We start from the raw sequence: 22967 nt of genomic DNA on the forward strand, positions 1-22967 counted from the left end.
AATATTTTAATTAGCTTTAAATCACACTACAATAGTCGCACTTAATATTAAAATTTTATATTTATCTTTTGCATCTTAGCCATAAAAGTAGCAATCTCATTTATAAAATCAATAATATTTTTATAAATAAAAGCAAAATTTCAATATAACAAGTAGTATAATTGCAAGCATATAAATATTATTTTTTATATTTTAAGTGTATTTTTGATTTTTGTATTCTGGTTTTTAAATATCTTAATAAGGAGCAAAAATGCATACTCTTGGTCTAATCATAGCTCTACTTACGCTTTTTGTTGTAGGCTGGGCGATTTTAAAAGGTAAATACGCCACTTTCGTGCTTTTACTATCTGGTGTTATCATGCTTGTCTCTTCGGTCATTCTTGATACGGGAAAATTTTTACCAGAAAAGGTAAAAAGCACTGGAAATTCCCTGCTAGATGTAGTTGAGTTTATCCGCTATATGCTCTCAAATAATTTTTCACAACTTGGGCTTTTAATCATGTTAATGGTCGGTTTTGCAAGTTATATGACTCATATCGGAGCAAATCAAGCCTTTGTAGGCATCGCCACAAAAAGGTTTAAAGCCATAAAAAGCCCATATTTTATGATATTCATAGCTTTTTGCGTAGCAAAACTTATAAGCATGGTCATAACCAGTGCGGTCGGACTTGGCGTGCTTTGTCTTGCACTTCTTGGACCAGTTCTTATATCACTAGGACTAAATAAACTAAGCGTTGGTAGTATTTGTGCAATGAGTGGAGCTAGCTCAATGGTACTTCTTGGCTCATCGACAGCTGCTGCTGCAAAAGCAACTGAACTTGAGGTGCTTGATTATGTTTTTATCTATAAAATTCCAGCAGCTCTTCCAACTGCGCTCGTGATTGGCATTGCATTAGTTCTTTGGAATAGATACTTAGACAAAAAAGAAGGTTGGGTTTGTAGCGAGCATATAGGAGAGAGCATTAGTTTTGACGATAAGGTGGATGTTCCAAAAGAGCAAGCACCTATGATCTATGCTCTTTTACCATTTTTACCGATGATTTTAGTAGTAGTTTTTTCGCCATATTGTTTAAAAACTATAAAACTAAACATATCAAGCGTCATAATCCTTTCTATGATAATTGCTATGGTTTTTGAAGCATTTAGACATAAATTTAGCTTTGAAAAGCTTGGCGAAGGGCTAAAAGTATTTTTTAATGCCATGGCAAAAAGCTTAAGCGGTGTTGTTATGCTAGTTGTGGCAGCTGGTATATTTGCTGAAGGTTTTAAAGCTCTTGGTATGCTTGATGCCATTGTAAATTTGGCAAAAAGTATAGGCTTTGGGGGACTTGGCATGTCTATACTTTTTGTATTTATAACAACCATTGTTACAATCATAGCTGGCTCAAATGGCGCAAGCTTTTATCCGCTTTTAAACATGGTGCCAAATATAGCTAAGAGCTTAAACATCAACTCTGTTATGCTCGTGCTTCCTATGCATCAAGCCTCCACAATAGCTAGACCACTTTCACCTGTCTCTGGCGTAGTGGTAGCCATTTCAGGTATGCTTCACATTAGCCCGCTATCGCTCATTAAAAGATGCAGCGTGCCAGCCATTTTAGGTCTTATAAGCCACCATATATTTGTATTTTTACTATCATTTTAAGGAGAAAATATGAGATGGAGCTTTGATGATTCTTATATAGATTTTAATAGCGAAATTTTTATCTCATCGTTTGAAAATCTAAAAGCACAAAATGAAAATTTGGTTAATTTTTTAAACAATAGCGAGCTTACCAAAGCTATCATCTCATACGAAGAAGCATACAAAGAAGCAGCTAGCCTACTCGCATTTTGTCGTTGCAAAAGTAGCGATAATACAAAAGATGAGCTAGCTAGTAAATTTGAGTTAAAAATAAAAGAGCAAAAAGCTAGACTTGATACGGCAAAGGAGCTACTTTTTGATAAATTTGATAGCCTAAAAAATGATGACAAAATTTTTCAAAGTACTCAATTTAAACATATAAAATTTCTATATTTAGAGCATAAAAATAGTAAGAGTAAAATACGAAAAAAGAGTGAAAGAGATTTTTTTGCAAATTTAGCACTCACAAATTTTTTTCCACTTTTTGCAAATTTTAGACATCTAAATAATTTAATAAATATCTCTGCTGCCAATAAAAATGCAAATACACAAAGCTATAATCTTGCAAAATGTATGGGTATATTAAAAGGATCAGATGATGAAATTTTACGCAAAAATGTGTTTGATGCTCTGAGTTCTCACTATGATAAATTTGCCGATCTTTATCTTGATATCTTAAATATGCTTCATGGATTTAGACTGGCTAAATTTAAGGCAGCAAAAGTTGATTTTTTAACTCCAAGCCTTGAAGAAAATAAAATGAGCCTTGACACTTTAAACGCCATGCAAGAAGCCATTAGCAAAAGAGTGGAAAAAATAAGAGAATGCGTAAGAGTAAGAGCTAGTTTTTTAGGTGGTAAAAGCATGAGAAGTTGCGATCTTTTGGCACCTTATCCACTTAGCAAGCATCATGAAATTTCTCATGACGAGGCTATTAAAATCATCAAAAAAGCATTAAAGCCACTGGGCGAAGATAGTTTTATAAAGCTTATGATAGACAAACACTGGATAGAAAGCGATGTGCGAGAAAATAAAGCTGGCGGAGCATTTTTTGTGAGTTTGCCAAAATTTAAGCAACCAAGAATTTTTACCACCTACATGAATACTCTTTCGCACTTAATCCAGCAAGCTCATGAGCTAGGGCATGCTTGGCACTACTACTTGATGCGTGATCTTCCTGTTTTAAGCGCAAATTTTCCAATGAGCTTAGCTGAGAGTGCAAGCACATTTAATGAAACTCTTTTACGAAATGAGCTAAAAAAAGATGACTCACTTAGGGTAGAAATTTTATGGCAGGAGCTAAAAAGTGCTGCAAATTTTTTACTACACATAAGCGTTAGATACGAGTTTGAAGCTAGCTTTTTAAAGCTGCGACAAAAAGGTCAAGTCAGCAAAAAAGATGCAAACGATCTTTTAAAGCAAGCTTGGGATAAATTTTATAAAGACAGCACGAGCGATGTTGAAGAATTTTTGCCATATTTTAAGCCACATTTTTATAAAACAGATAATTATATATACAACTATCCTTATAGTGTCGGCTATCTGCTATCACAATTTTTTCTAAGTGAGTTTAAAAAAGACGAAGTAAAATTTTGCAAAATTTATAGACAATTTTTAATAGAGTGCGGCACAAAAAGTGTGGAAGAGCTAGTGAAAAAACACTTTAAAAAAGATACGACAAAGTGCGAATTTTGGCTGATTGGCATAGATGAAGCACTAAAAAATTTAGATGAGTTTAAAAAGGTAGTGACCGTATAAATTCACTAGTTATCTTAAACGTTTTATTTTTTTTCGAGAAATTTTATAAATTTTTGATGGAGCATCTTCGAAAAAATGATCATCTACTATTTCATCAGCCACGCTCATAGCCCAAGCTTCATTAAAATTTTGCCCATTTTTGTTTGCACTGCTTGAATAAAGCCAGTCAAATTTAGCTAAAAATTTTTCGTGCTCACACTCTTTTACGACTCTAATAGCCTTTAAATTTGGATACAAAAATGTAGCTTTCCTTGAACGGCGTATAAAATTTTTATATTTTTTTGGTACTCTAACAAGCTCATTTAAAACACTAAATTTCGCTGTCGTGATAAGGCAAGGTTTATTCTCATCACGCATTTTGGCCTTATTTATCTCTTTATAATCTTTACTCAAAAAGCCAGCTGTCGTATCAGTTTGTGCTAGAAATATCATAATTTTTCTCTTTTTGATAGTAAAAATATACAAGAGATTATTAGAGCAAATCCTAAAAAATCCCAAAATACAAATTTTGTCCCAAGCCAAAAGTAGCCAAAAAATGCTGCGCTTAGCGGTTCTATGCAGGCTAATAAACTAGCTTTTGCTGCGCCTATGAGCTTAACACCTATCATATAAAAGCTAAATGCAAAAATGGTGCCAAGCGTAATAATAGCAATAAATGCAAGCCATTGATTTATCCCATTAAACCCAGCAAAATCCCAAACTCTCATATAACAAGCAAGCACTACCCCGCCCATAACCATGCCCCAGCCAAGCGTGAGAGTGACTGAATATTTCGCATTTAGCCTTGCTGGAGCAAGATTATAAATACAAACACAAATGGCACTCACCAAGCACCAGAACAAGGCCTTTGGCGAAATGACAAGAGATGAAATTTGCGCATGTGTGCTCAGGAAAAATACGCCAAGCATAGCTAAAAATAGAGCTAAAATTTCAAGTTTTCTTGGGGCGCGTTTTTCTTTTATGCAAATGACCATTAAAATTAAAGCAGGAGCAGTGTATTGAATAACAGTCGCAACTGCGGCATTTGAAAGCTCAATGGAGTAAAAGTAGGCATACTGCGTCATCATAAGCCCAAGTAGGGCATAGACTAAAAACTCGCCAAGTAGCTTTATATCTTTAATCGGAGCAAAAACGGCACTTGGTTCTTTAAAAGCATAAAAAATCACAATAACAATGCCAGCTAGCATCAGTCTATATGGCACCAAAAAATCAGAATTTATACCAAGTGAAAATAGATACTGCCCACAAACCCCACTAAATCCCCAAAGGATACCGCCAACTAAAGTAAGGAGTATCCCAAGACGATGAGTATTCATTAAATTTATCTATCTTTATGAAGCTGTGCATCTTTGCCATAATACGGCGAATATGGTCCATAAAGTATGCAGTTATGGCAATCTCTTGAAAATAAATAAGCATCTGCCATTACTGCTAGATCGTATGATCTATCTGAGATGGTATTTGCCACCTGCGAGATGACGGCTGAGACTAACATGCCAAGTAGGCTGCTTTGGCCACTACTGCTATCTTCTGCTGCTATGGCACTGCCTTGCCAAAGAGTAGCGCCACTTTTTATATCGATAAGCTTTGCTTCAAGGACAACCTTTGTTGAGCTTGAGATGACTGCATAGCTCGTACCATAATCTTTTATGTTTATGTAAAGCACACTATCTGCATGGAAAATTTTATCAAGCTTATTTAGTGGCACGGCTGCGATCTCGCTTGGCTCGGTTATACCATTTAGCTTAAAGGTATCATTTACAAGAGCCACTGGAAATACATAGTATCCTGCTTCACTTAGTGGTGCGACTGCATTTGCTAAAACAGCAGCTGGACCTGAAATTTCTGTGCTATCGTTTGTTGGCATAAGCACTAAGATAGAGTGAGGTCTTTTTTGTAAAAATTCTGAGTAGTCGTATGGCTCAGGCTCTTTTATAGAGCAACCCGTAAAAAATACTACCAAAAATATAGCGGCTATAAATTTCAGGCTATTTTTCATTATTTGCCCCCTCTTTTTGCTCTACTTTTTTTGGAGTTAAATTTTTAGAGCCTTTGATGAAATTTATATACTCCCTTGACTCTGGGAAATTTTGCACTTCTTTGTCAAAATTTGCATTTGCAGCACCTAAATTTCCATTATTTAGATACAAAAGTCCAAGGTGTGCGTATACGCCAGGAGCGATCTTGTAGCCCTTTTGTGTTGATATCTGCACCAAATTTTCTAAGCGTGAAATTTGCTCGTTTGTATCGCCCTCTTCATTTAGATAGCTATATAGCGAGCTACTATATGACCCGTCCCAATAATAAAGCGATCTTGGGCCGCTTGAGTGACCGCAACCTGCTAAAAATAGTGCAAAAAGCGCGAGACCGGCAAGCCTTATTTTACTTGCCATGCTCCACTTTCTATGCCATTTACGAGATTATTTACCGCTTCAATAATAGCTAGGCTTAAAACCTTGCCATTTAGCGTAGAGTCGTATCCTGCTGTGCCGCCAAAGCCGATGATCTCTCTGTTTGAAAGGGTGTATTCGCCAGCACCGCTAACCGAATAGACAACCTCAGCTGTTTTGGTATCAACGATATTTAAATTTACCTTTGAATAGGCAGTTTGTTGCTTGCCTTTGCCAAGTATGCCAAATAACTGATGATCGCCTGTTGTCTTGCGACCAAACTCGGTCACATCACCGGTTATCACGTATCTTGCACCTTTTAAATTTTGAGTGGTTTTGCTTAGCTCGCTCTCTTGTTTGATCACTTTCATATTTGATCTATCAAGCACCAAAAATCTGCCACTTTGCTGTAAATTTGTGATCAAAATACTTTGAGCTTGGTTGCCAAGCCTATCCTCGCCATCAGCAAATACACCATTTTGGTAAGCTGATTGATTATTAAATCGACCTATCGAAACTGAAATTTTTTGACCATTGTAAACTGTGCCGTAGCTTGCTACTTTTGGAGTCTCAACAACCCTTGAACTCTCACTCGCACATCCAGCAAAAAGAGCTGCCGTAAGCAAAACTGTACCAAATTTAAATATATTTTTCATTTTTTATCCTTTGCGACAAAATCGCTTGTATATTACTAAATTTCTTTTTAAATAGCTTTAAATTTCATCCATGTGCTTTTTAAGTATCTAATCGTAAAAAGCACCGCCTTCACAGCCCAGTCAGCAAACATTGCAAACCAAGTACCTATCATGCCAAGATCAAATGTAAGTGCAAAAATATAGGCCAAGATGACTCTACAAGCAAACATACAAACTAAATTTACAATCATAGGATATTTAGCGTCCCCAGCTGCTCGAAAAACGGTTGGATATGTGTAGGCAAGTGGCCAAATAAGACACATAGCGATACCGTGATACCAGACGATCTGTCTTGTTAAATTTATGGCCTCTTCCGAGAGATTATAAACAAGAAGCAATGGCTCAAGCAAAAGTAAAATTACCGCTGTGCTAAAAAGCTGGACGATATAGATACTTATCATCGACTTTCTTACGTAAAATTTAGCCTGAGCAAAGTCGTTTGCGCCAACACACCTTGAGATAACCACACTAAGCCCTGTTCCTATCGCCATACCAGGAAGTACTTGAAACATCACGATCGTCCCGCCCACGGCATTTGCAGCGATACTTGCCGTGCCAAAGAGAGAAACAAGACTCAAAACGATGATACGACCCACATAAAACATCGAATTTTCAAAGCCATAAGGCACTCCAATATTTAAAATTTTCTTGATGATCTCGTAGTCAAATTTATAGATAAAGCTCTTTCTTATGTGAAGTTTTAGCCTTATATCAAGAAGCAAATAGACTATAACAAAGCAAGCAAGCATCTTGGCTATAAGCGTACTGATGGCGATGCCTAAAATACCAGTATGAAATGTATAAATACTAATGGCAGTTAGAAGTACATTTAATAAATTTGCAGCCGCCATAATATACATAGGAAGCTTAGCATTTGACATTGTGCGAAAGATCGCCGCAGCTGCTGCATAGACAGCCAAAAATGGCGCGGAAAAGGCGGAGAAAACGAGATAGTGGCTAGCATCATGCCTTACTTGCTCACCAATATCGCCAAAGACATAATCTAGGATAATATCTTTTAAAACTATGATGACCGCTGCGATAAAAAGGGCAAAGATAAAACTAAACCAAACGAGCTGATTTGCTGTGATTTTGGCGTTGCCACTTTGTTTATTGCCTAGATACTGGCTAGCAACCACCGAGCCACCAGTAGCGATAGCTGTAAAAATGCTAATAAATAGTGCCATGACAAATTCCACAAGACTAATCGCACTTACAGCGCTTTCACTAACACTTGCTGCCATTAGCGAGTTTGCAAGCCCTAGACTATACTCTAAAAACTGCTCAACTGCAATAGGGAAAAATAGCTTCGCAAGGTCGGCATTTGAGAAAAATTTTGTATTTTGATCTTTGATTTTGTTTACCATGCTTCCCCTAAGATAAACTTAAAAATTTTAATAGATTTAAGCCAAGATCTGCTTTTTGTAAATCCTGACTTAAAAATTTTAGTGTCTTGAAAGATAATTTGTATCGTAGTTATTGCTTAAAAAGTCTTTATTTTCCATCATGGCGATGTGAAAATCTTTTGTTGTTTTTATGCCATTTATTATGAGCTGATCAAGAGCTACTTTCATCTTATGGATCGCCCTATTTCTATCGGTATCCCAAACTACGAGTTTGCCGATCATGCTATCGTAATACGGCGGTATAGAATAATCTTGATAGATATGGCTATCCATTCTTACATTGCGGCCACCTGGGCAGACATATTTTGTGATCTTACCAGGACACGGCGTAAATGTATTTGGATCTTCAGCTGTTATCCTACACTCGATCGCATGACCTTTTAGCTCGATGCTCTCTTGTGATGGTAGTGCCTCGCCTTCAGCCACTTTTATCATAAGCTCGATGATATCAAGTCCGCTTACCATTTCGCTCACTGTGTGTTCAACTTGAAGTCTTGTATTCATCTCGATGAAGTAAAAGTCTAAATTTTTATCAACTAAAAACTCAAACGTACCAGCTCCCTCGTAGCCGATAGCTTTTGCCGCTTTTATGGCTGTTTCGTGAAGTCTCTCTCTTGTCTTGTCATCAAGTAAAATAGCTGGGCTTTCTTCGATCAGCTTTTGGTGGCGACGCTGCATAGAGCAGTCACGCTCGCCTATGTGAAGCACATTGCCATGGCTGTCGCCAATTACTTGAACTTCGATGTGGCGTGGATTTAGGATATATTTTTCCATATACATCGTGCCATCACCAAATGCGCTCATAGCTTCACTTTCAGCTGACCAAAATGCCTTTTCTAAATCCTCTTCACGTTCAACCACGCGCATACCACGTCCGCCACCACCTGCAGCAGCCTTTAATATAACTGGATAGCCTATCTTTTTGGCTAGCTCTTTTGCAGCTTTTGTGTCAGCCACAGCGCCGTCTGAGCCAGGAATTACTGGTACGCCAGCTCTTTGCATGACCTGCTTTGCCTTGCTCTTATCGCTCATCAAAGCCATCGCAGCGACACTTGGTCCTATAAATTTGATCTTGTGATGTGAGCAAATTTCAACAAAATTTTGATTTTCACTTAAAAAGCCATATCCAGGGAAAATAGCGTCTGCTTCGCTGATCTCAGCCGCACTTATGATAGCTGGGATATTTAGGTAGCTATCGCTTGAGCGCTCTTTACCGATGCAAATGGCTACGTCAGCATATTTTACGTAAAGTGCGTCTTTATCAGCGGTTGAATAGACTACAACAGCTTCTTTACCCATCTCCTTTATCGTTCGCAAAGCACGAAGAGCGATTTCGCCGCGGTTTGCGATTAAAATTCTTTTTAATTCCATTAATTTTTCTCCACGCCAAATAACGGCAATCCAAACTCAACTGGCTGTCCGTCAGAGACTAGCATCTCAGTGATCTGGCAGTCAAACTCAGCCTCGATCTCGTTCATTATCTTCATAGCCTCGATGATACCTACTACATCGCCTTTTCTTACTCTTTGACCTACTTTTACAAATGGAGCAGCGCCTGGGCTTGGAGCAGCATAGAAAGTACCTACCATAGGAGATTTTATGCTATCTTTTGGCGAGTTTGTGGCTGGTTTTACCTCTGAATTAACGACTACATTTACAGGTGCTGGAGCTGGTGCTTGTGCTGCTGGTTTAGCAGGCGCGCAATAATCTGAAAATTTTTCAAGCTCTACCTCAAAATCACCACTTTTTATTTTGATATGATTCATCTCCATATCATTAAAAAATTCGATAAGCTCTTTTATATCTTCTTTTTTCATAGAAATTTCTCCTAAATTTTTATATAAGCGTCTAATTGTAGCGAAAATTAGATAAAAAATTTTTTTATGAAGCAAAAACGAGAACTCAAAGCTACTCTTTTTTGCTAAGTTATTTTTCAGTAATAATTATCTTAATGCCTTTAGTATCCACTAAATTTTCATCGATGATGATCTCATCTATCTTTGCTGCCCTTATCACGCCACTTTTTGGATTTTTTATGCTTTTTATCGCTCCGCTTGTGCTTACATCGACACTTGAATATTCAAACGCAAGACTCGTATCCATAAAAATGCAATCTTTTACGATCAAATTTTCCACGTAGCAAAGGGCTTGCAAACTCTTTATCGTGCAGTTTATGAGCGTCACATTTTTTGAGTTCCAAGCTAGATATTCGCCTGAGATGAGGCAGTTTTGCGCTACCACATTTTCGCAGTTCCAAAAAGCATCTTTTGAAATGAGCTTTGAGTTTGTGATGCGAAGGTTTTTGCAGCTATCAAAGCAGTAATTTCCGTCTAAATTTAGCCCATCGATCTCTAAATTTTCACTATTTGCCCCAAAGTAATCGCCCCTAGCAAAGACATTTTTTATCCTAACGCCCGTACATCCCCAAAGTGTTTCACTAGCATCTGAAAAATTTACATTTTCTAGCGAAATTTGCGAGCTTTTTCTAAAGCTTTTTGGAGCATTGATGAGCGCGTCTTTGAAGCTTAAATTTGTGCTGTACCACATACCAGCCCTTGCTAGAGGCTCCAAGTATCCGCCATTTAGCGTGATGTCGCTTGCGTACCAAAGTGGATATTTGTAGGCAAAAACGCACTCATTTAGCTTTAAATTTGAGCTATGCTTTAGTGGCGACTCGCCATCTTCAAAGATACAGTTTGTAAAATTTACACTTTTTGCCCCAAACATCGCACGCTCGCCAGTAAAAATTTCTGCATTTTTCTCTTGCATTTTCGTCCCTTATTAATTTTTGCTGTTAAAATTATACTAATTTTCATCTAATTTATTCGCTTTACTAAATTTACTTTAAAGACGCAAAGCGTTATAATCGCCCAAAAAAGGAGCAAAAATGGGTTTAAAGTCAGACTCTTGGATAAGAAAAATGTCGGTTGAGAAAAATATGATAGTGCCATTTGCCGAGGAGCAGGTCGGACGCGGCGTCGTTAGCTACGGCGTTTCTAGCTACGGCTACGATATCCGCGTTGGTGATGAGTTTAAAATTTTTACAAACATCGGCGGTACCGTGGTAGATCCCAAAAATTTCGACGAGAAAAACGTAGTGGATTTTAAGGGCGACGTCTGCATCGTACCGCCAAATTCTTTTGCTCTAGCGCGCACGATCGAGTACTTTAACATGCCTGATAACGTGCTAGCGATCTGCCTTGGCAAAAGCACCTACGCAAGGTGCGGCATCATCGTAAACGTCACGCCTTTTGAGCCTGGATTTAAGGGACACATCACGATAGAAATTTCAAACACGACACCACTTCCTGCGAAAATTTATGCAAATGAGGGTATCGCGCAGGTGCTATTTATCGAGGGTGATGAGCCTTGCGAGGTAACCTATGCTGACAAAAATGGTAAATACCAAGCCCAAGAAGGCATCACGCTGCCTAGAATTTTGAAGTAATTTTCATGCCTTTGCGACCTTGCAAAGGCTAAATTTAAATACTACTTTTACAATTTCCTCTAAACATTAATTAAAATTTGACGAAATAGAATCTAGAAAGATAAAAAAATTTTTAATAAATTTTAAAATTTTGGCATAGCTTTTGCTTAAATTTTTATAAAATACAATTTAGATTTAGCTATTTATACCCCAAAAAATAGTTAGTAAAGGGCGCAATAATGTTTAATGATAAATCAATACTAATCACCGGCGGAACAGGAAGTTTTGGTAAAAAGTACACCGAAATTTTGTTAAAAAAATACAATCCAAGAAGGCTAGTTATCTACTCACGCGACGAGTTAAAGCAATACGAAATGGCTCAAGTCTTTAAAGATAAAGCGATGCGTTTTTTCATCGGCGACGTGAGGGACTATAAGCGCTTAAGAACCGCGATGAATGGCATAGACTATGTCATCCACGCAGCTGCGATGAAACATGTACCAATCGCAGAATATAACCCAATGGAGTGCATCAAAACAAACATTGACGGCGCTCAAAACGTCATCGACGCCTCTTTGGAGTGTGGCGTTAGCAAGGTAATCGCTCTCTCAACTGATAAGGCGTGCAACCCTGTAAATTTATATGGGGCTACAAAGCTAGCAAGTGACAAACTCTTTGTCGCTGCAAATAACATTGTTGGAGACAAAAAAACAAGATTTAGCGTCGTAAGATATGGAAATGTCGTTGGTTCACGTGGCTCAGTAGTGCCGCTCTTTAAAAAGCTGATCGCACAAGGAGAAAAAGAGCTTCCTATCACGCATGAGAAAATGACCAGGTTTTGGATCACACTTGAGCAAGGGGTAAATTTCGTCCTTAAAAACTTTGAGAGGATGAAAGGTGGCGAAATTTTCATACCAAAGATCCCGTCAATGACGATGGTTGATCTCGCAAAAGCCCTTGCACCAGACCTTGGCGTCAAGATCATAGGCATTCGTCCAGGTGAAAAGATGCATGAGATGATGATCTCAAGAGATGATGCGCATCTTACGTATGAATTTGATGATTACTACGTTATTAGTCCGTCTATTCAGTTTTTAACAGCACAGGACTTCTCGACAAATGCCCTTCATCAAAAGGGCAAACCAGTGAGCGAGGACTTTGAATATAGCTCAAATACAAATAAAATTTGGCTCGATAGAGCAGGCCTTCTTGAGATGATAGGAGATGCTAAATGATCCCTTACAGCCGTCAGCAGATCACAGAAGAAGATATCAAGGTAGTAGCAGATGCACTAAGAGACGACATCTTAACAGGTGGTCAAAAGGTCAGTAAATTTGAAGAGGAGCTGGCAAAGTATGTTGGCGTAAAGCATGTTGTCGTCATGAACTCCGCCACTTCAGCTCTTCACGTAGCCTATCTTAGCCTTGGCGTAAAGGAGGGCTATGAAGTGATCACGACGCCTATCACTTTTGCAGCCACTGCAAATACAGCTTTGATGGCAGGAGCGCAGGTTAAATTTTGCGACGTTAAGATGGATGGCAACATCGATGAAGAGAAAATTCCAGCTCTTATCACACCAAAGACAAAGGTTATAACTGCGGTTGATTACGGCGGTAACCCCGTGGAGCTAGATAAGATCATAAATTTAGCCAAAAAACACGGCATAAAAGTGATAGATGACGCCTCTCACGCCCTTGGTAGCGTGCAAAACGGCGTAAAAGTTGGCGTTAAGGCTGATATTAGCATATTTAGCTTTCATCCAGTAAAGCCTATCACCACGCTTGAAGGCGGCGCGCTTGCTACAAACGACGATGAGCTAGCAAGGCTAGCAAGGCTATATAGAAGCCATGGCATCACTAAAACAAAGCTTTGGGATAGCGACATGAGCCTGCTTGGATACAACTACAGGATCACGGACGTGGCCTGCGCTTTGGGACTTAGCCAGCTAAAAAGGCTGGATGGCTTTATCGCTAAAAGAAATGAGATAGCTAAATTTTATGATGAGAAATTTAGTGAGTGTGAATACTTTAAAACTATAAATATCCCAGCAAATACAACTAGCTCAAGGCACCTATATCCAGTGCTTTTGGATGAGAAATTTTGGGATAAAAAAGAGCAAATTTTTGAAGCGCTCTTGCAAAAAGGCGTTGGCGTGCAGGTGCATTATAAACCAACATATAAATTTAGCTTTTATAAAGCGCTAGTTGGCGAAATTTCACTGCCAAATGCGGAGAAATTTTATAGCGCCGAGCTTAGTATCCCATGCCACCATGGCATGAGCGTGGATGATGCTAAATTTGTTGCAAGCACGCTTTTTGATGTGCTAAAAAGCTTTAGCGAGTAAAAATGATCTGCATCATCCCAGCAAGAGGCGGTAGCAAGAGAATACCTGGCAAAAATATAAAAGACTTTTTAGGCAAGCCCTTAATCGCATATAGCATCGAGGCTGCACTAAATTCTAAAGTTTTTAGCGAAGTGATCGTAAGCACTGATGATGAAATGATCGCAAATGTGGCTAGAGAATTTGGAGCTATCGTGCCATTTTTTAGAGATGCAAACCTAAGCGATGACTACGCGACAAGTACTGATGTGATAAAAGACGCGATAAGACGCGTAAAATCTAGCTTTAGTGACGTCTGCTGCCTTTATGCCACAGCACCGCTTATAACGGCTGAAATTTTAAAAGAGGCCGCAGGAGAGTTTAAAAGGCAGGAATGTAAATTTTTATTTTCAGCGACTGCGTTTGATTTTCCTATACAAAGGGCGATAAAACTTGACGAAAATGCTAGAGTTAGCATGTTTTATCCGCAGTTTGAAAAGACACGCTCGCAAGATCTTGAGCCTGCGTTTCATGACGCTGGGGCATTTTATTTTGGTAAAAAAGAGGCTTGGCTGGAGTGCAGTGCTTTGTTTACACCACACTCAAAGGCATATTTATTGCCAAGAAATTTAGTCTGCGACATCGACACACTAGAGGATTTTGAGTTTGCTAAGAAGCTTTATTTGATAAATAATGGAAAGATTTGATTGAAAGAATTTAAAGAGCTCCCCCTGCTAAAAACGCTCGTGCGCGCTGATAGTAGCAGTAAGATAGGGCATGGGCACATTAGGCGAGACCTTTTGCTTGCTAAAAAATTTAACGACATCTCATTTGCGTCTTTGAGGCTAGATGGTGACATTTTTGATGAGATAAACTACCCCAAATTTACTCTAAGAAGTGGCGAGATAGATGAGCTTTGCGAACTTATAAAAGATAATAAATTTGAGCTTCTTATCATCGACCACTACGGCTTTAGCTTTGAAGACGAAAGAGCTATAAAAGAAAAAACTGGCATTAAAATTTTATCATTTGACGACACTTACGAAAAACATTTTGCAGACTATATTTTAAATGTAAATTTATATGCACAAAAGGCAAGATACGAGAGGCTTGTAGAAAAAAGCTGTGAGGTGTTTTGTGGAAGCGAGTTTTTGCTAGTTAGAGATGAGTTTTATGAAGAAGCGCAGGTAAAAAGGGAGAAAATTTACGACTACGCTATCATTCTTGGAGGCACTGATATCTCAGGCCTCGGAGCTAAAATTTCAGAAAAACTGCTCCTTAAAAAGCTAAAAACAGCCGTCATCACAACTAGCGGAAATAAAAACTTAAGCGCACTAAAAGAGATATCTAGTAAAAACGAAAATTTTAGCCTTTTTGTAGATAGTAAAAGCGTAGCAAGGCTGATGAACGAAGCTAAAATACTTATCATAACAGCAAGCTCGCTTGTAAATGAGGCTTATATTTTGGGAGCTAAATTTAAAGCCATTTGCGTAGCGGATAATCAAAAAGAGATCTTTGCTTGGCTAAAAGAAAATGGATATGAGGCTTACTGGGGAGATGAAATTTGCTTGAGCTTATAAATTTTACCTCGCTTAGTGGCGAGCAAAAACTGATGGTCTTAAAGTGGCGAAATGACGAGCGTATAGCCAAATTTATGAAAAACAAAAGCGTTGGCAAAGAGGAGCATTTTGCTTTTTTAGAGAGATTAAAGAGCATTCAAGATAAGATCTACTTTTTAGTAAAAGACGAGGGTGAATTTATCGGAGTGGTGAGCTTCGTTGATATAACGAAAGAGAGTTGCGAATTTGGCGTTTATAAAAACCCAGAGCTAAAAGGAGTGGGTAAAAAGCTGCTTGATCTCATAAAAGACTACGCTTTTTTTACATTAAAAGTTGGCTCGCTAAAGGCAAAAGCTTATAATAACAACAAAAAAGCGCTCGCACTTTATGAAAATTTTGGCTTTAGGATCTATGCAAAAGATGGTGAGTTTAGCTATCTTGAGCTAAAAAATAAAACGGACTAGCGGATGAAAATAGGAAATTTTGATACATACAAAAAGGTCTTTATAATAGCAGAGCTCTCTGCTAATCACAGCGGTAGCCTAAAAACGGCGGTAGATACGATAAAGGCGGCTAAGCGCGCTGGAGCTGACGCGATAAAGCTTCAGACATATACGCCTGATAGCCTGACTCTAAATTCGCACCTAGACGACTTTGTCATAAAAGGCGGACTTTGGGATGGGAGAAATTTATACGAGCTTTACCAAGAGGCGCTAACGCCAAAAGAGTGGCATGCTGAGCTTTTTAAAGTGGCAAAAGAGGAGGGGCTTGTCTGCTTTTCAAGCCCATTTTGTAAGGAGGACGCCAACTTTTTAGAGCAGTTTAACCCGCCAGCTTATAAGATCGCAAGTTTTGAGGTGACGGACTATGATTTTGTAGAATTTGTAGCCAAAAAAGGCAAGCCCATCATCATCTCAACTGGCATAGCCTACGAAGAAGAGATACAAGCCGTGGTGCAAATTTGCAAAAATGCAGGCAATAGCGATATCGCCCTTTTAAAATGCACTTCAAGCTACCCAGCACAGCTAAATGGTATGAATTTGCAAACGATAGCTGATATGAGAAAGAAATTTGGCGTAGAGGTCGGCTTTTCTGATCATACATTAGGCGTGACAGCTCCAGTTGTTGCGGTTAGTTTGGGTGCTAGGATAATTGAAAAGCATTTTATACTTGATAAAAGCGTAAAAAGCGTTGATAGCGCATTTAGTCTTGATGAGAACGAATTTGCTCTTATGACAAAATGCGTTAGAGAGGCCGAGGAGCTTTTGGGTGTGGTAAACTACGAGCTAGATGAAAAAGCGGTTTTAAATAGGAGATTTTCACGCTCACTTTATGCAAGCGCAGATATAAAAAAGGGTGAAAATTTTAGCGAGCAAAATATAAGGAGCGTGCGTCCAGGGTACGGCCTGCACCCTAAATTTTTAAAAGAGCTGATCGGCAAAAAAGCAAAAAGAGATATAAAATTTAGCGAGAGATTAACAAAGGGGGATTTGATATGAACAATAAAAATGATAAGGCATCTAATAAAAAGGCAAAACCATCTAAAGATAATGTATCAAATATCCAAAATCCTATCTTTCAAAAAAATCTTCAAGCACTATTTCAACAAGATGAAATTCTAGCAGCTAGACTTTGGTCTATTGCTGGCAATGAAGACTATGAAATTTTTATAGGAAAAGATCCAATTGATATAAATTTAATAAACAAGCATACTTTTAAATATATCTATGAAAATCCTGGAGCAGACATTTTAAAGCTGCTTGAAGATATAGAAAGTGACTATAAACGTTATCCGATACTATTTTTTTATGGACTAGGTAATGGTGTACTCTATAAAGCACTAGCAAAAAATGAAACACACCAAAAAATCGTAGTCATAGAGCCAGAGATCGAGATCATATATCTTGTTTTAAATGTTATTGATCTATCAAACGAACTAGAAAGTGGACAGATAATACTTTTTTATTCAAAATTTGCCACCTATACACATTTTTATTATCTGGTTACAGAAGCGAAACTAAACTCATATGCAAAAACCTATGATAATCTTATGATTCATATGCCTTTTTATGATCAATTTGAAGAGGACTACATAAGAATAAATAAAGAGATTACAAGAGCATTTTCTCAAATAGTAGTTGCTCACGGCAATAGCATAGACGATCTTTTATTAGGTACAAGACAAAATTGTGAAAATTTAGTTCCTATGATTAGCAATTATTGCTACACGAGCCTTGTTAAAAAAAGATATGGTCTTATGGATACAGCTATAATTGTATCAACTGGTCCAAGCCTAGATAAACAGCTTAATACACTTAAAAAATTTGCTCCATATGTTAGCATTATAAGCGTTGATGCATCTTATCCAATACTTGCAAGACATGGTATAAAGCCTGATTATGTAATGTCGATTGAAAGAATAGAACCAACTTCTAGTTTTTTTGAAAAAAAGCATCCGAATATTGATGACAATATACACTTTATTGTTGCCTCAGTTACACACAAGCAAACTATTAAAAATATCTTGCCAAGAAAACTAGTACTAACTATGAGACCTCAACAAGAGGAGTATATGTTTGGTCTAAAAAGATATGGATACTTGGGTGTGGGACATAGTTGTGCAAACATGGCCTATCAGCTAGCCTATGTCTTAGGACATAAAAATATCGTTTTTATAGGACAGGATCTAGCATTTGGTAAAGATGGGGCGAGCCATGCAAAAGGTCACGCTTTTGCGCAAGCGGATGAAAATTTATATGTTAAAGCTTATGGCGGAGAGGGAGAGGTTAAAACAACGTATGTTTGGACTCTATTTAAAAATCAGTTTGAAAATGACATCGCCCAATCAAGCTTAGAGAATATAAAATCATATAACTGTACCGAAGGTGGTGCTAGAATAGAAGGAACTATAGAAAGGCCGTTTTTAGAAGTAATGTATGAGCTATGCAAAGACAAAGAGATTAAAAAACTGCCTAATATCAAAAAAGACAGTGAAATGACGGTAAATAAAAACCTTTTAAAAGCTTATAAAGTCATACTTGCAAAGATAAAAGCTCAAAGTGAAGTCAAACAACAAATAGAAAAAGTCTTTTTAGAAGTGGTGCCTAGTATAGATAAATTGCTTGAGCTCAATAAAGAAAATAAAATAGAAAAAAAGCACTTTAATGAGCTTCTTAAAATAACAAAAAAGATAGATAAACTAAAAGATGTAATCGCAAAACGTAATTATCAAAAATATGTAGATAATATATTACAAATTTCAGTCTATTATCAAGAACTTGAGCTTGCAAAAATTTCTGTAGCACCAAGTGACACAACCATCCAAAAAACCAACAAGCTTCTTATGTGGGTAAATATGCACAAGTACTGGATGTTCTCCGCAGCTGGCGGACTAAATGCCGACATCGAAGTTACTAAAAAAGCTTCAAAAGCACTTGTTGCTGAGCTAAAAAAGAGAAAACTAATAACTAAAAATGAGATAGGAAAAGCAAAAGAAAATTTTATACTGAGTATATAAGCTAATTTGTAAGTAGAATTATTTTACTTACGATCTTTTTATTTGGCTTACTAGTTTTAGTAAGCCTCTGTCACAATTATAAATTTATAACACAACCCATTATAAACCACTAGAGCAAAGACAAAATAGATACATTACTATTTATTTTTAGTAGATAAAGCCCCAAAGTTAAACTCTGGGGCGTGGGTTTGCGTATTGTAAAAGCATTAACACTCTTAAGGCTTTGTTACTGCGACAAAGCCTCTATCTAAAACCTTAATGAAACTATTGTAGAAGCTTCATTACGTTTTGTTGTACGCTGTTTGCTTGACTCATAGCATAAGCACCTGATTGAGCTAGGATATTATGTTTTGAGAAGTTAGCAGACTCACTAGCAAAATCAACGTCTCTGATTTGAGACTCTGCTGATTTTACGTTAACTTGAGTTACAGTTATGTTATTAACTGTAGCTTGAAGTTGGTTTTGAACTGAACCAAGGTCTGAACGAACTTGATCAAGTGTTTTTTGAGCAGACTCAGCGATACTCATAACAGCCATCGCACCGCGAAGTGTCATAACACCAGCAGACTGAGCTACTGATAAAGCTCCACTCATTCTTTGGAAGCCCATAGCTGTTGCTAGGGTTTTATCTATTTGACCTCTTATATCTCTTAGTGATACTGATTGTTGAGCACCACCATTAGCAGAGAATGCTAGAGATAGTTTAGCAACACCACCAGCATTTAGCTTGATATCTCTACCGTCAAGACGAACTAGGTTTAGTCTACCTACAAATCCAGTTAAAGATGTACCTTTAGCAGCTGCACCTTTACCGCCAAGACCCTTTGAGATGTCTTTACCAGAAGCTACGATAGCACGGCCATCACGGCTTGTTAGTACCATTTTACCAGTTTCGGCATCAACAGAAGCTTCAACACCAGTTTGGTCTTTTACAGAGTTGATAGCATTTACAAGTGCACCGTTTGCATCATTTGCTTTAACCTCTAGATCACCAATTTTAACACCGTTGATTGTTAAAGACTGAATTAAACCACCGCCAATAGCAGCGCTTGCTTTCCAAGTAACGTCAGCTGTAGCTCTAACACCAGTTCTATCAGCAACTTTGTTGATATTCTCAGCTAGAGCACCAAGACCTTTACCGATACCTGTTGAGATAGTAGCAGCTGTAACGCCAACATCATTTACACCATCAACGTTTAAGAATTTAAGATTTACTGTACCCATAGCTGTAAGTAGTCTTGAACTCTCAAAACGTGTAAGACCGATCTTATCAGACGTAGTCGCACCAATACTTGCTTTAACAGTTTGGTTTGAGTAAGCACCTATTTGGAATTCTTTATTAGAGAATGTTCCGTTTAGTAGTTGCTGACCGTTAAATGAAGTAGTGTTACCGATATTGTCAAGCTCTTCCATTAGACGAACGATATCAGCTTGCAATGCTTGGCGTGATTGAGTTGTTTGGCCGTCTTGAGCTGATTGAGTAGCTTTTGTCTTGATAGTATCAAGAATTTTTAGCTGCTCGTCCATAGCTTTATCGGCAACTTGAATGATACCAATAGCATCATTACCGTTTGCAATAGCTTGACCTAAAGCTGAAGCTTGACTTCTTAAGCTATCTGCAATAGATAGACCTGAAGCATCGTCTGCAGCTGTTTGAATCCTAAGACCTGAGCTAAGTTTGTTAAGTGACTTAGATAGGTCAGTGTTGTTGCTAACTGCGTTAGCGTGTGTGTTAAGTGCGTTTACGTTTGTGTTAATACGAAAACTCATTGTAAATCCTTTTAATTTTTTAGTTACGACTTCTTGTCGCACAAAAACTATATCGTGAAATTTTTTAAAAACTTTATAGGCATGAATGAAAAAATTTTTAAAATAATGAAGACGGATTTGATTTTTATGTCTTGATACTTTAAAAATTATTTCTGCTACAATTACGCCAAAAAATTTAAAGGCTATATATATAATGAAAAGCTTAATCATCGTGGAATCTCCTGCAAAAGCAAAGACTATCAAAAATTTCTTAGACAAAAGCTACAATGTCATCGCCTCAAAAGGCCACATCAGAGACCTGCCAAAAACGAGCTTTGGCATCAAGATAGAAGATAGCAAATTTACCCCAGAGTATCGCATTAGCAGCGATCACTCCACCATCGTAAAAGAGATAAAAGAGCTTGCTAAGGGTGCAGATGAAATTTACCTCGCGACCGATGAGGATAGAGAGGGTGAGGCGATCGCGTTTCACATCGCAAATGCCATCGGCAAGGAGCCAACCAGCCTGCCTCGCATCGTCTTTCATGAGATCACCAAAAGCGCCATACAAAACGCTTTAAAAAGCCCAAGGCACGTCGATATGAACAGCGTCAATGCCCAGCAAACAAGGCGCTTACTGGACCGCATCGTTGGCTACAAGCTAAGCCCACTTTTAAATTTAAAGATACAAAAAGGCTTAAGCGCTGGACGTGTGCAAAGTGCAGCCCTAAAAATAATAGTCGACCGCGAGCGTGAAATCCAGGCGTTTAAACCAGTCGAATACTATACTATCGACACCATTTTTAAAAAAGACCTAGACGCTGAGCTAGTTAAATTTGAAAACCAAAAGATCGAAAAGCTCACTATCCAAAACCCAGATCGCGCAAAATACATCATTGAAAATTTACAAAATGAGAAATTCAGTGTCCGAGAGATCGAGAGCAAGGATAGAAAGATCCAGCCAAGCCCGCCATTTATGACCTCAACGCTTCAGCAAAGTGCGAGCAACCGCCTTGGCTTTAGTCCTAAAAAGACGATGATGATCGCGCAAAGCCTCTATGAGGGCGTGCAAACAAACGAGGGCTTCATGGGTGCGATCACTTATATGAGAACGGATAGCTTAAATTTAGCCAAAGAGGCTGTCGCGGCCGCTAGGGAGCACATCCTGCAAAACTACGGCAAAGAGTATCTGCCGGCCAAAGCGATAAGCTACACGACAAGCTCAAAAGGCGCGCAAGAAGCCCATGAAGCGATCCGCCCTACAAATTTAAACTTCACACCGCAAATCGCCGCTAAATTTTTAGAAAAAGACGCGCTCAAACTCTATACGCTCATCTACAATAGATTTTTAGCCTGCCAAATGAGCGCATGTGTAAGCCAAACGCAAAATGTCTATGTAGCAAGCGAAAAAGGCGAGTTTAAGATAAGTGGCAGAAAGGTGCTATTTGACGGCTTTTACAAGGTTTATGGCGAGCTTGATAAGGATAAAATTTTGCCAAATTTAAAAAAGGGCGACGAAATGAGTTTGCAAAGCATAAAAAGCACGCAAAACTTCACCGAGCCACCAGCTAGGTACTCTGAAGCTGGCCTTGTTAAAAAGCTAGAAAGTCTAGGCATCGGTCGCCCAAGCACCTACGCACCGACCATCTCGCTACTAACATCAAGAGACTACGTGAGGATCGAGAAAAAGCAGCTCATACCAAACGAGATCGCATTTAGCATGATAGGCGTTTTGGAGGAGCACTTTAGCAACATCGTCGATAGCGAATTTACCTCACATCTTGAAGAAAAGCTCGATGAGATCGCACTTGACAAGGCTGACTGGCAAAAGGTGCTAAGCGACTTTTACTATCCATTTATGGAAAAAATAAGCGCTGGCAAAACTGGCATAAAAAGCCTAAAAACAGCCACCCCGATCGGAGAAAAATGCCCAGAGTGCGGAAGCGAGCTAGTGCTTAGAAAGGGCAGATATGGCGAGTTTATCGCTTGTTCAAATTTCCCAAAATGCAAATACTCAAGAAACGTCGCAAAAGATAATGAAAAGAGCGCAGAACCTGGCTCTACAACGGTTGCTAAGCCAAAACGCGAGCTTAAAAAGCTTGACGTGCCATGTCCAAAGTGTGGCGGCGAGATCGTCGAGAGATTTAGCAGGCGTGGTAAATTTTATGGATGTGCCAACTATCCAAAATGCGACTTCGTCTCAAACTACGAGCCAGTTGAGCAAAAATGCGACGAATGTGGCGGCGATATGATCAAAAAAGAGCTTAAAAAAGGCACATTTATAGAGTGCACAAAATGCAAAAAAAAGACGCTTATCTCTGAAAACTAAAAAATTCTAGCCAAATTTGAGTCCTTGAGCCTAAATTTGGCTTTTATAAATTTGGAATTTAAATGCCTGACACCACCGCTAAGCTTAGCCAGCATAAAGGGCAAAAACCTCGTCACCAACTACACTCAGTTAGAGGGCAGCTTCACATCGTAGCACTCACTTTTTGGACTTTTTGATGAGCTTAGCGCTTTGC

At 38.4% G+C, this 22967-nt stretch carries 21 protein-coding genes; 11 read left to right on the plus strand and 10 right to left on the minus strand.

Annotated features, from left to right (window positions below):
- Positions 1–250 precede the first annotated feature (250 nt).
- Together dcuC and ATCC51562_RS08505 are read left to right on the plus strand one after the other, a co-directional pair.
- On the plus strand, positions 251–1645 hold the full coding sequence (gene dcuC, locus ATCC51562_RS08500; protein WP_021091686.1) for a C4-dicarboxylate transporter DcuC: 1395 nt from the start codon (positions 251–253) through the stop codon (positions 1643–1645).
- Between the two features lie 9 nt (positions 1646–1654).
- Complete coding sequence (locus tag ATCC51562_RS08505) at positions 1655–3382, plus strand: oligoendopeptidase F (protein ID WP_021091579.1); 1728 nt, start codon at positions 1655–1657, stop codon at positions 3380–3382.
- A 9-nt stretch (positions 3383–3391) separates the two neighbouring features.
- Here the strand turns inward: ATCC51562_RS08505 and ATCC51562_RS08510 are convergent, their stop codons facing one another.
- The 9 genes from ATCC51562_RS08510 to ATCC51562_RS08550 form a co-directional block, all read right to left on the minus strand.
- The gene (locus tag ATCC51562_RS08510) at positions 3392–3814 is read right to left on the minus strand and encodes a threonylcarbamoyl-AMP synthase (protein WP_021091590.1); all 423 of its coding nucleotides are present in this window, start codon (positions 3812–3814) and stop codon (positions 3392–3394) included.
- Positions 3811–4698, minus strand: coding sequence for a DMT family transporter (locus ATCC51562_RS08515; protein ID WP_021091669.1), 888 nt, complete (start codon positions 4696–4698; stop codon positions 3811–3813). The genes ATCC51562_RS08510 and ATCC51562_RS08515 overlap by 4 nt, the downstream gene beginning before the upstream one ends.
- A 5-nt stretch (positions 4699–4703) precedes the next feature.
- On the minus strand, positions 4704–5381 hold the full coding sequence (locus ATCC51562_RS08520; RefSeq protein ID WP_021091754.1) for a DUF799 domain-containing protein: 678 nt from the start codon (positions 5379–5381) through the stop codon (positions 4704–4706).
- The gene (locus tag ATCC51562_RS08525) at positions 5371–5775 is read right to left on the minus strand and encodes a DUF4810 domain-containing protein (RefSeq protein WP_021091601.1); all 405 of its coding nucleotides are present in this window, start codon (positions 5773–5775) and stop codon (positions 5371–5373) included. Before ATCC51562_RS08525 ends, ATCC51562_RS08520 begins: the two co-directional genes overlap by 11 nt.
- A complete protein-coding gene (locus ATCC51562_RS08530) occupies positions 5760–6428 on the minus strand; it encodes a CsgG/HfaB family protein (protein WP_021091623.1) in 669 nt (222 codons plus the stop codon). Before ATCC51562_RS08530 ends, ATCC51562_RS08525 begins: the two co-directional genes overlap by 16 nt.
- A gap of 47 nt (positions 6429–6475) precedes the next feature.
- A complete protein-coding gene (locus ATCC51562_RS08535) occupies positions 6476–7834 on the minus strand; it encodes an MATE family efflux transporter (protein WP_021091861.1) in 1359 nt (452 codons plus the stop codon).
- A 78-nt stretch (positions 7835–7912) separates the two neighbouring features.
- The gene (locus ATCC51562_RS08540) at positions 7913–9244 is read right to left on the minus strand and encodes an acetyl-CoA carboxylase biotin carboxylase subunit (protein WP_021091828.1); all 1332 of its coding nucleotides are present in this window, start codon (positions 9242–9244) and stop codon (positions 7913–7915) included.
- Entirely contained in the window at positions 9244–9690 is a 447-nt protein-coding gene (accB, locus tag ATCC51562_RS08545; protein ID WP_021091650.1) for an acetyl-CoA carboxylase biotin carboxyl carrier protein, read from the minus strand. Before accB ends, ATCC51562_RS08540 begins: the two co-directional genes overlap by 1 nt.
- Before the next feature lie 109 nt (positions 9691–9799).
- On the minus strand, positions 9800–10642 hold the full coding sequence (locus ATCC51562_RS08550; protein ID WP_021091872.1) for a DUF3737 family protein: 843 nt from the start codon (positions 10640–10642) through the stop codon (positions 9800–9802).
- A gap of 118 nt (positions 10643–10760) precedes the next feature.
- On the opposite strand from ATCC51562_RS08550, the gene dcd reads away from it, so the two are divergent.
- From dcd to ATCC51562_RS08590, 8 genes are all read left to right on the plus strand, one after another.
- Entirely contained in the window at positions 10761–11321 is a 561-nt protein-coding gene (dcd, locus tag ATCC51562_RS08555; RefSeq protein WP_021091674.1) for a dCTP deaminase, read from the plus strand.
- Positions 11322–11539: 218 nt separating this feature from the next.
- Positions 11540–12535 (plus strand): UDP-N-acetylglucosamine 4,6-dehydratase (inverting), encoded by a 996-nt coding sequence (gene pseB / locus ATCC51562_RS08560; protein ID WP_021091770.1) that lies wholly within the window; start codon positions 11540–11542, stop codon positions 12533–12535.
- Positions 12532–13644 carry a UDP-4-amino-4,6-dideoxy-N-acetyl-beta-L-altrosamine transaminase gene (pseC, locus tag ATCC51562_RS08565; RefSeq protein ID WP_021091885.1) on the plus strand — a complete coding sequence of 371 codons (1113 nt, stop codon included), beginning with the start codon at positions 12532–12534 and terminating at the stop codon, positions 13642–13644. The genes pseB and pseC overlap by 4 nt, the downstream gene beginning before the upstream one ends.
- A 2-nt stretch (positions 13645–13646) precedes the next feature.
- On the plus strand, positions 13647–14327 hold the full coding sequence (pseF, locus tag ATCC51562_RS08570; protein ID WP_021091641.1) for a pseudaminic acid cytidylyltransferase: 681 nt from the start codon (positions 13647–13649) through the stop codon (positions 14325–14327).
- Positions 14328–15200, plus strand: a complete 873-nt coding sequence (pseG, locus tag ATCC51562_RS08575; protein ID WP_021091558.1) for a UDP-2,4-diacetamido-2,4,6-trideoxy-beta-L-altropyranose hydrolase — start codon at positions 14328–14330, stop codon at positions 15198–15200. It begins immediately after the preceding gene.
- Positions 15185–15643: a UDP-4-amino-4,6-dideoxy-N-acetyl-beta-L-altrosamine N-acetyltransferase gene (pseH, locus tag ATCC51562_RS08580; protein ID WP_009295412.1), complete on the plus strand. Its 459-nt coding sequence runs from the start codon at positions 15185–15187 to the stop codon at positions 15641–15643. The genes pseG and pseH overlap by 16 nt, the downstream gene beginning before the upstream one ends.
- 3 nt (positions 15644–15646) lie before the next feature.
- On the plus strand, positions 15647–16678 hold the full coding sequence (gene pseI / locus ATCC51562_RS08585; protein WP_021091585.1) for a pseudaminic acid synthase: 1032 nt from the start codon (positions 15647–15649) through the stop codon (positions 16676–16678).
- Positions 16675–18696, plus strand: coding sequence for a motility associated factor glycosyltransferase family protein (locus tag ATCC51562_RS08590; protein ID WP_021091816.1), 2022 nt, complete (start codon positions 16675–16677; stop codon positions 18694–18696). The genes pseI and ATCC51562_RS08590 overlap by 4 nt, the downstream gene beginning before the upstream one ends.
- 264 nt (positions 18697–18960) lie before the next feature.
- Here the strand turns inward: ATCC51562_RS08590 and ATCC51562_RS08595 are convergent, their stop codons facing one another.
- Complete coding sequence (locus ATCC51562_RS08595; RefSeq protein WP_021091720.1) at positions 18961–20466, minus strand: flagellin B; 1506 nt, start codon at positions 20464–20466, stop codon at positions 18961–18963.
- 190 nt (positions 20467–20656) lie between these two features.
- Between ATCC51562_RS08595 and topA the strand changes: the two genes are divergently transcribed.
- Positions 20657–22774: a type I DNA topoisomerase gene (gene topA, locus ATCC51562_RS08600; protein ID WP_200862433.1), complete on the plus strand. Its 2118-nt coding sequence runs from the start codon at positions 20657–20659 to the stop codon at positions 22772–22774.
- Positions 22775–22967: the final 193 nt, after the last annotated feature.

This window comes from Campylobacter concisus ATCC 51562 (assembly GCF_000466745.1).
Lineage (GTDB): Bacteria > Campylobacterota > Campylobacteria > Campylobacterales > Campylobacteraceae > Campylobacter_A > Campylobacter_A concisus_B.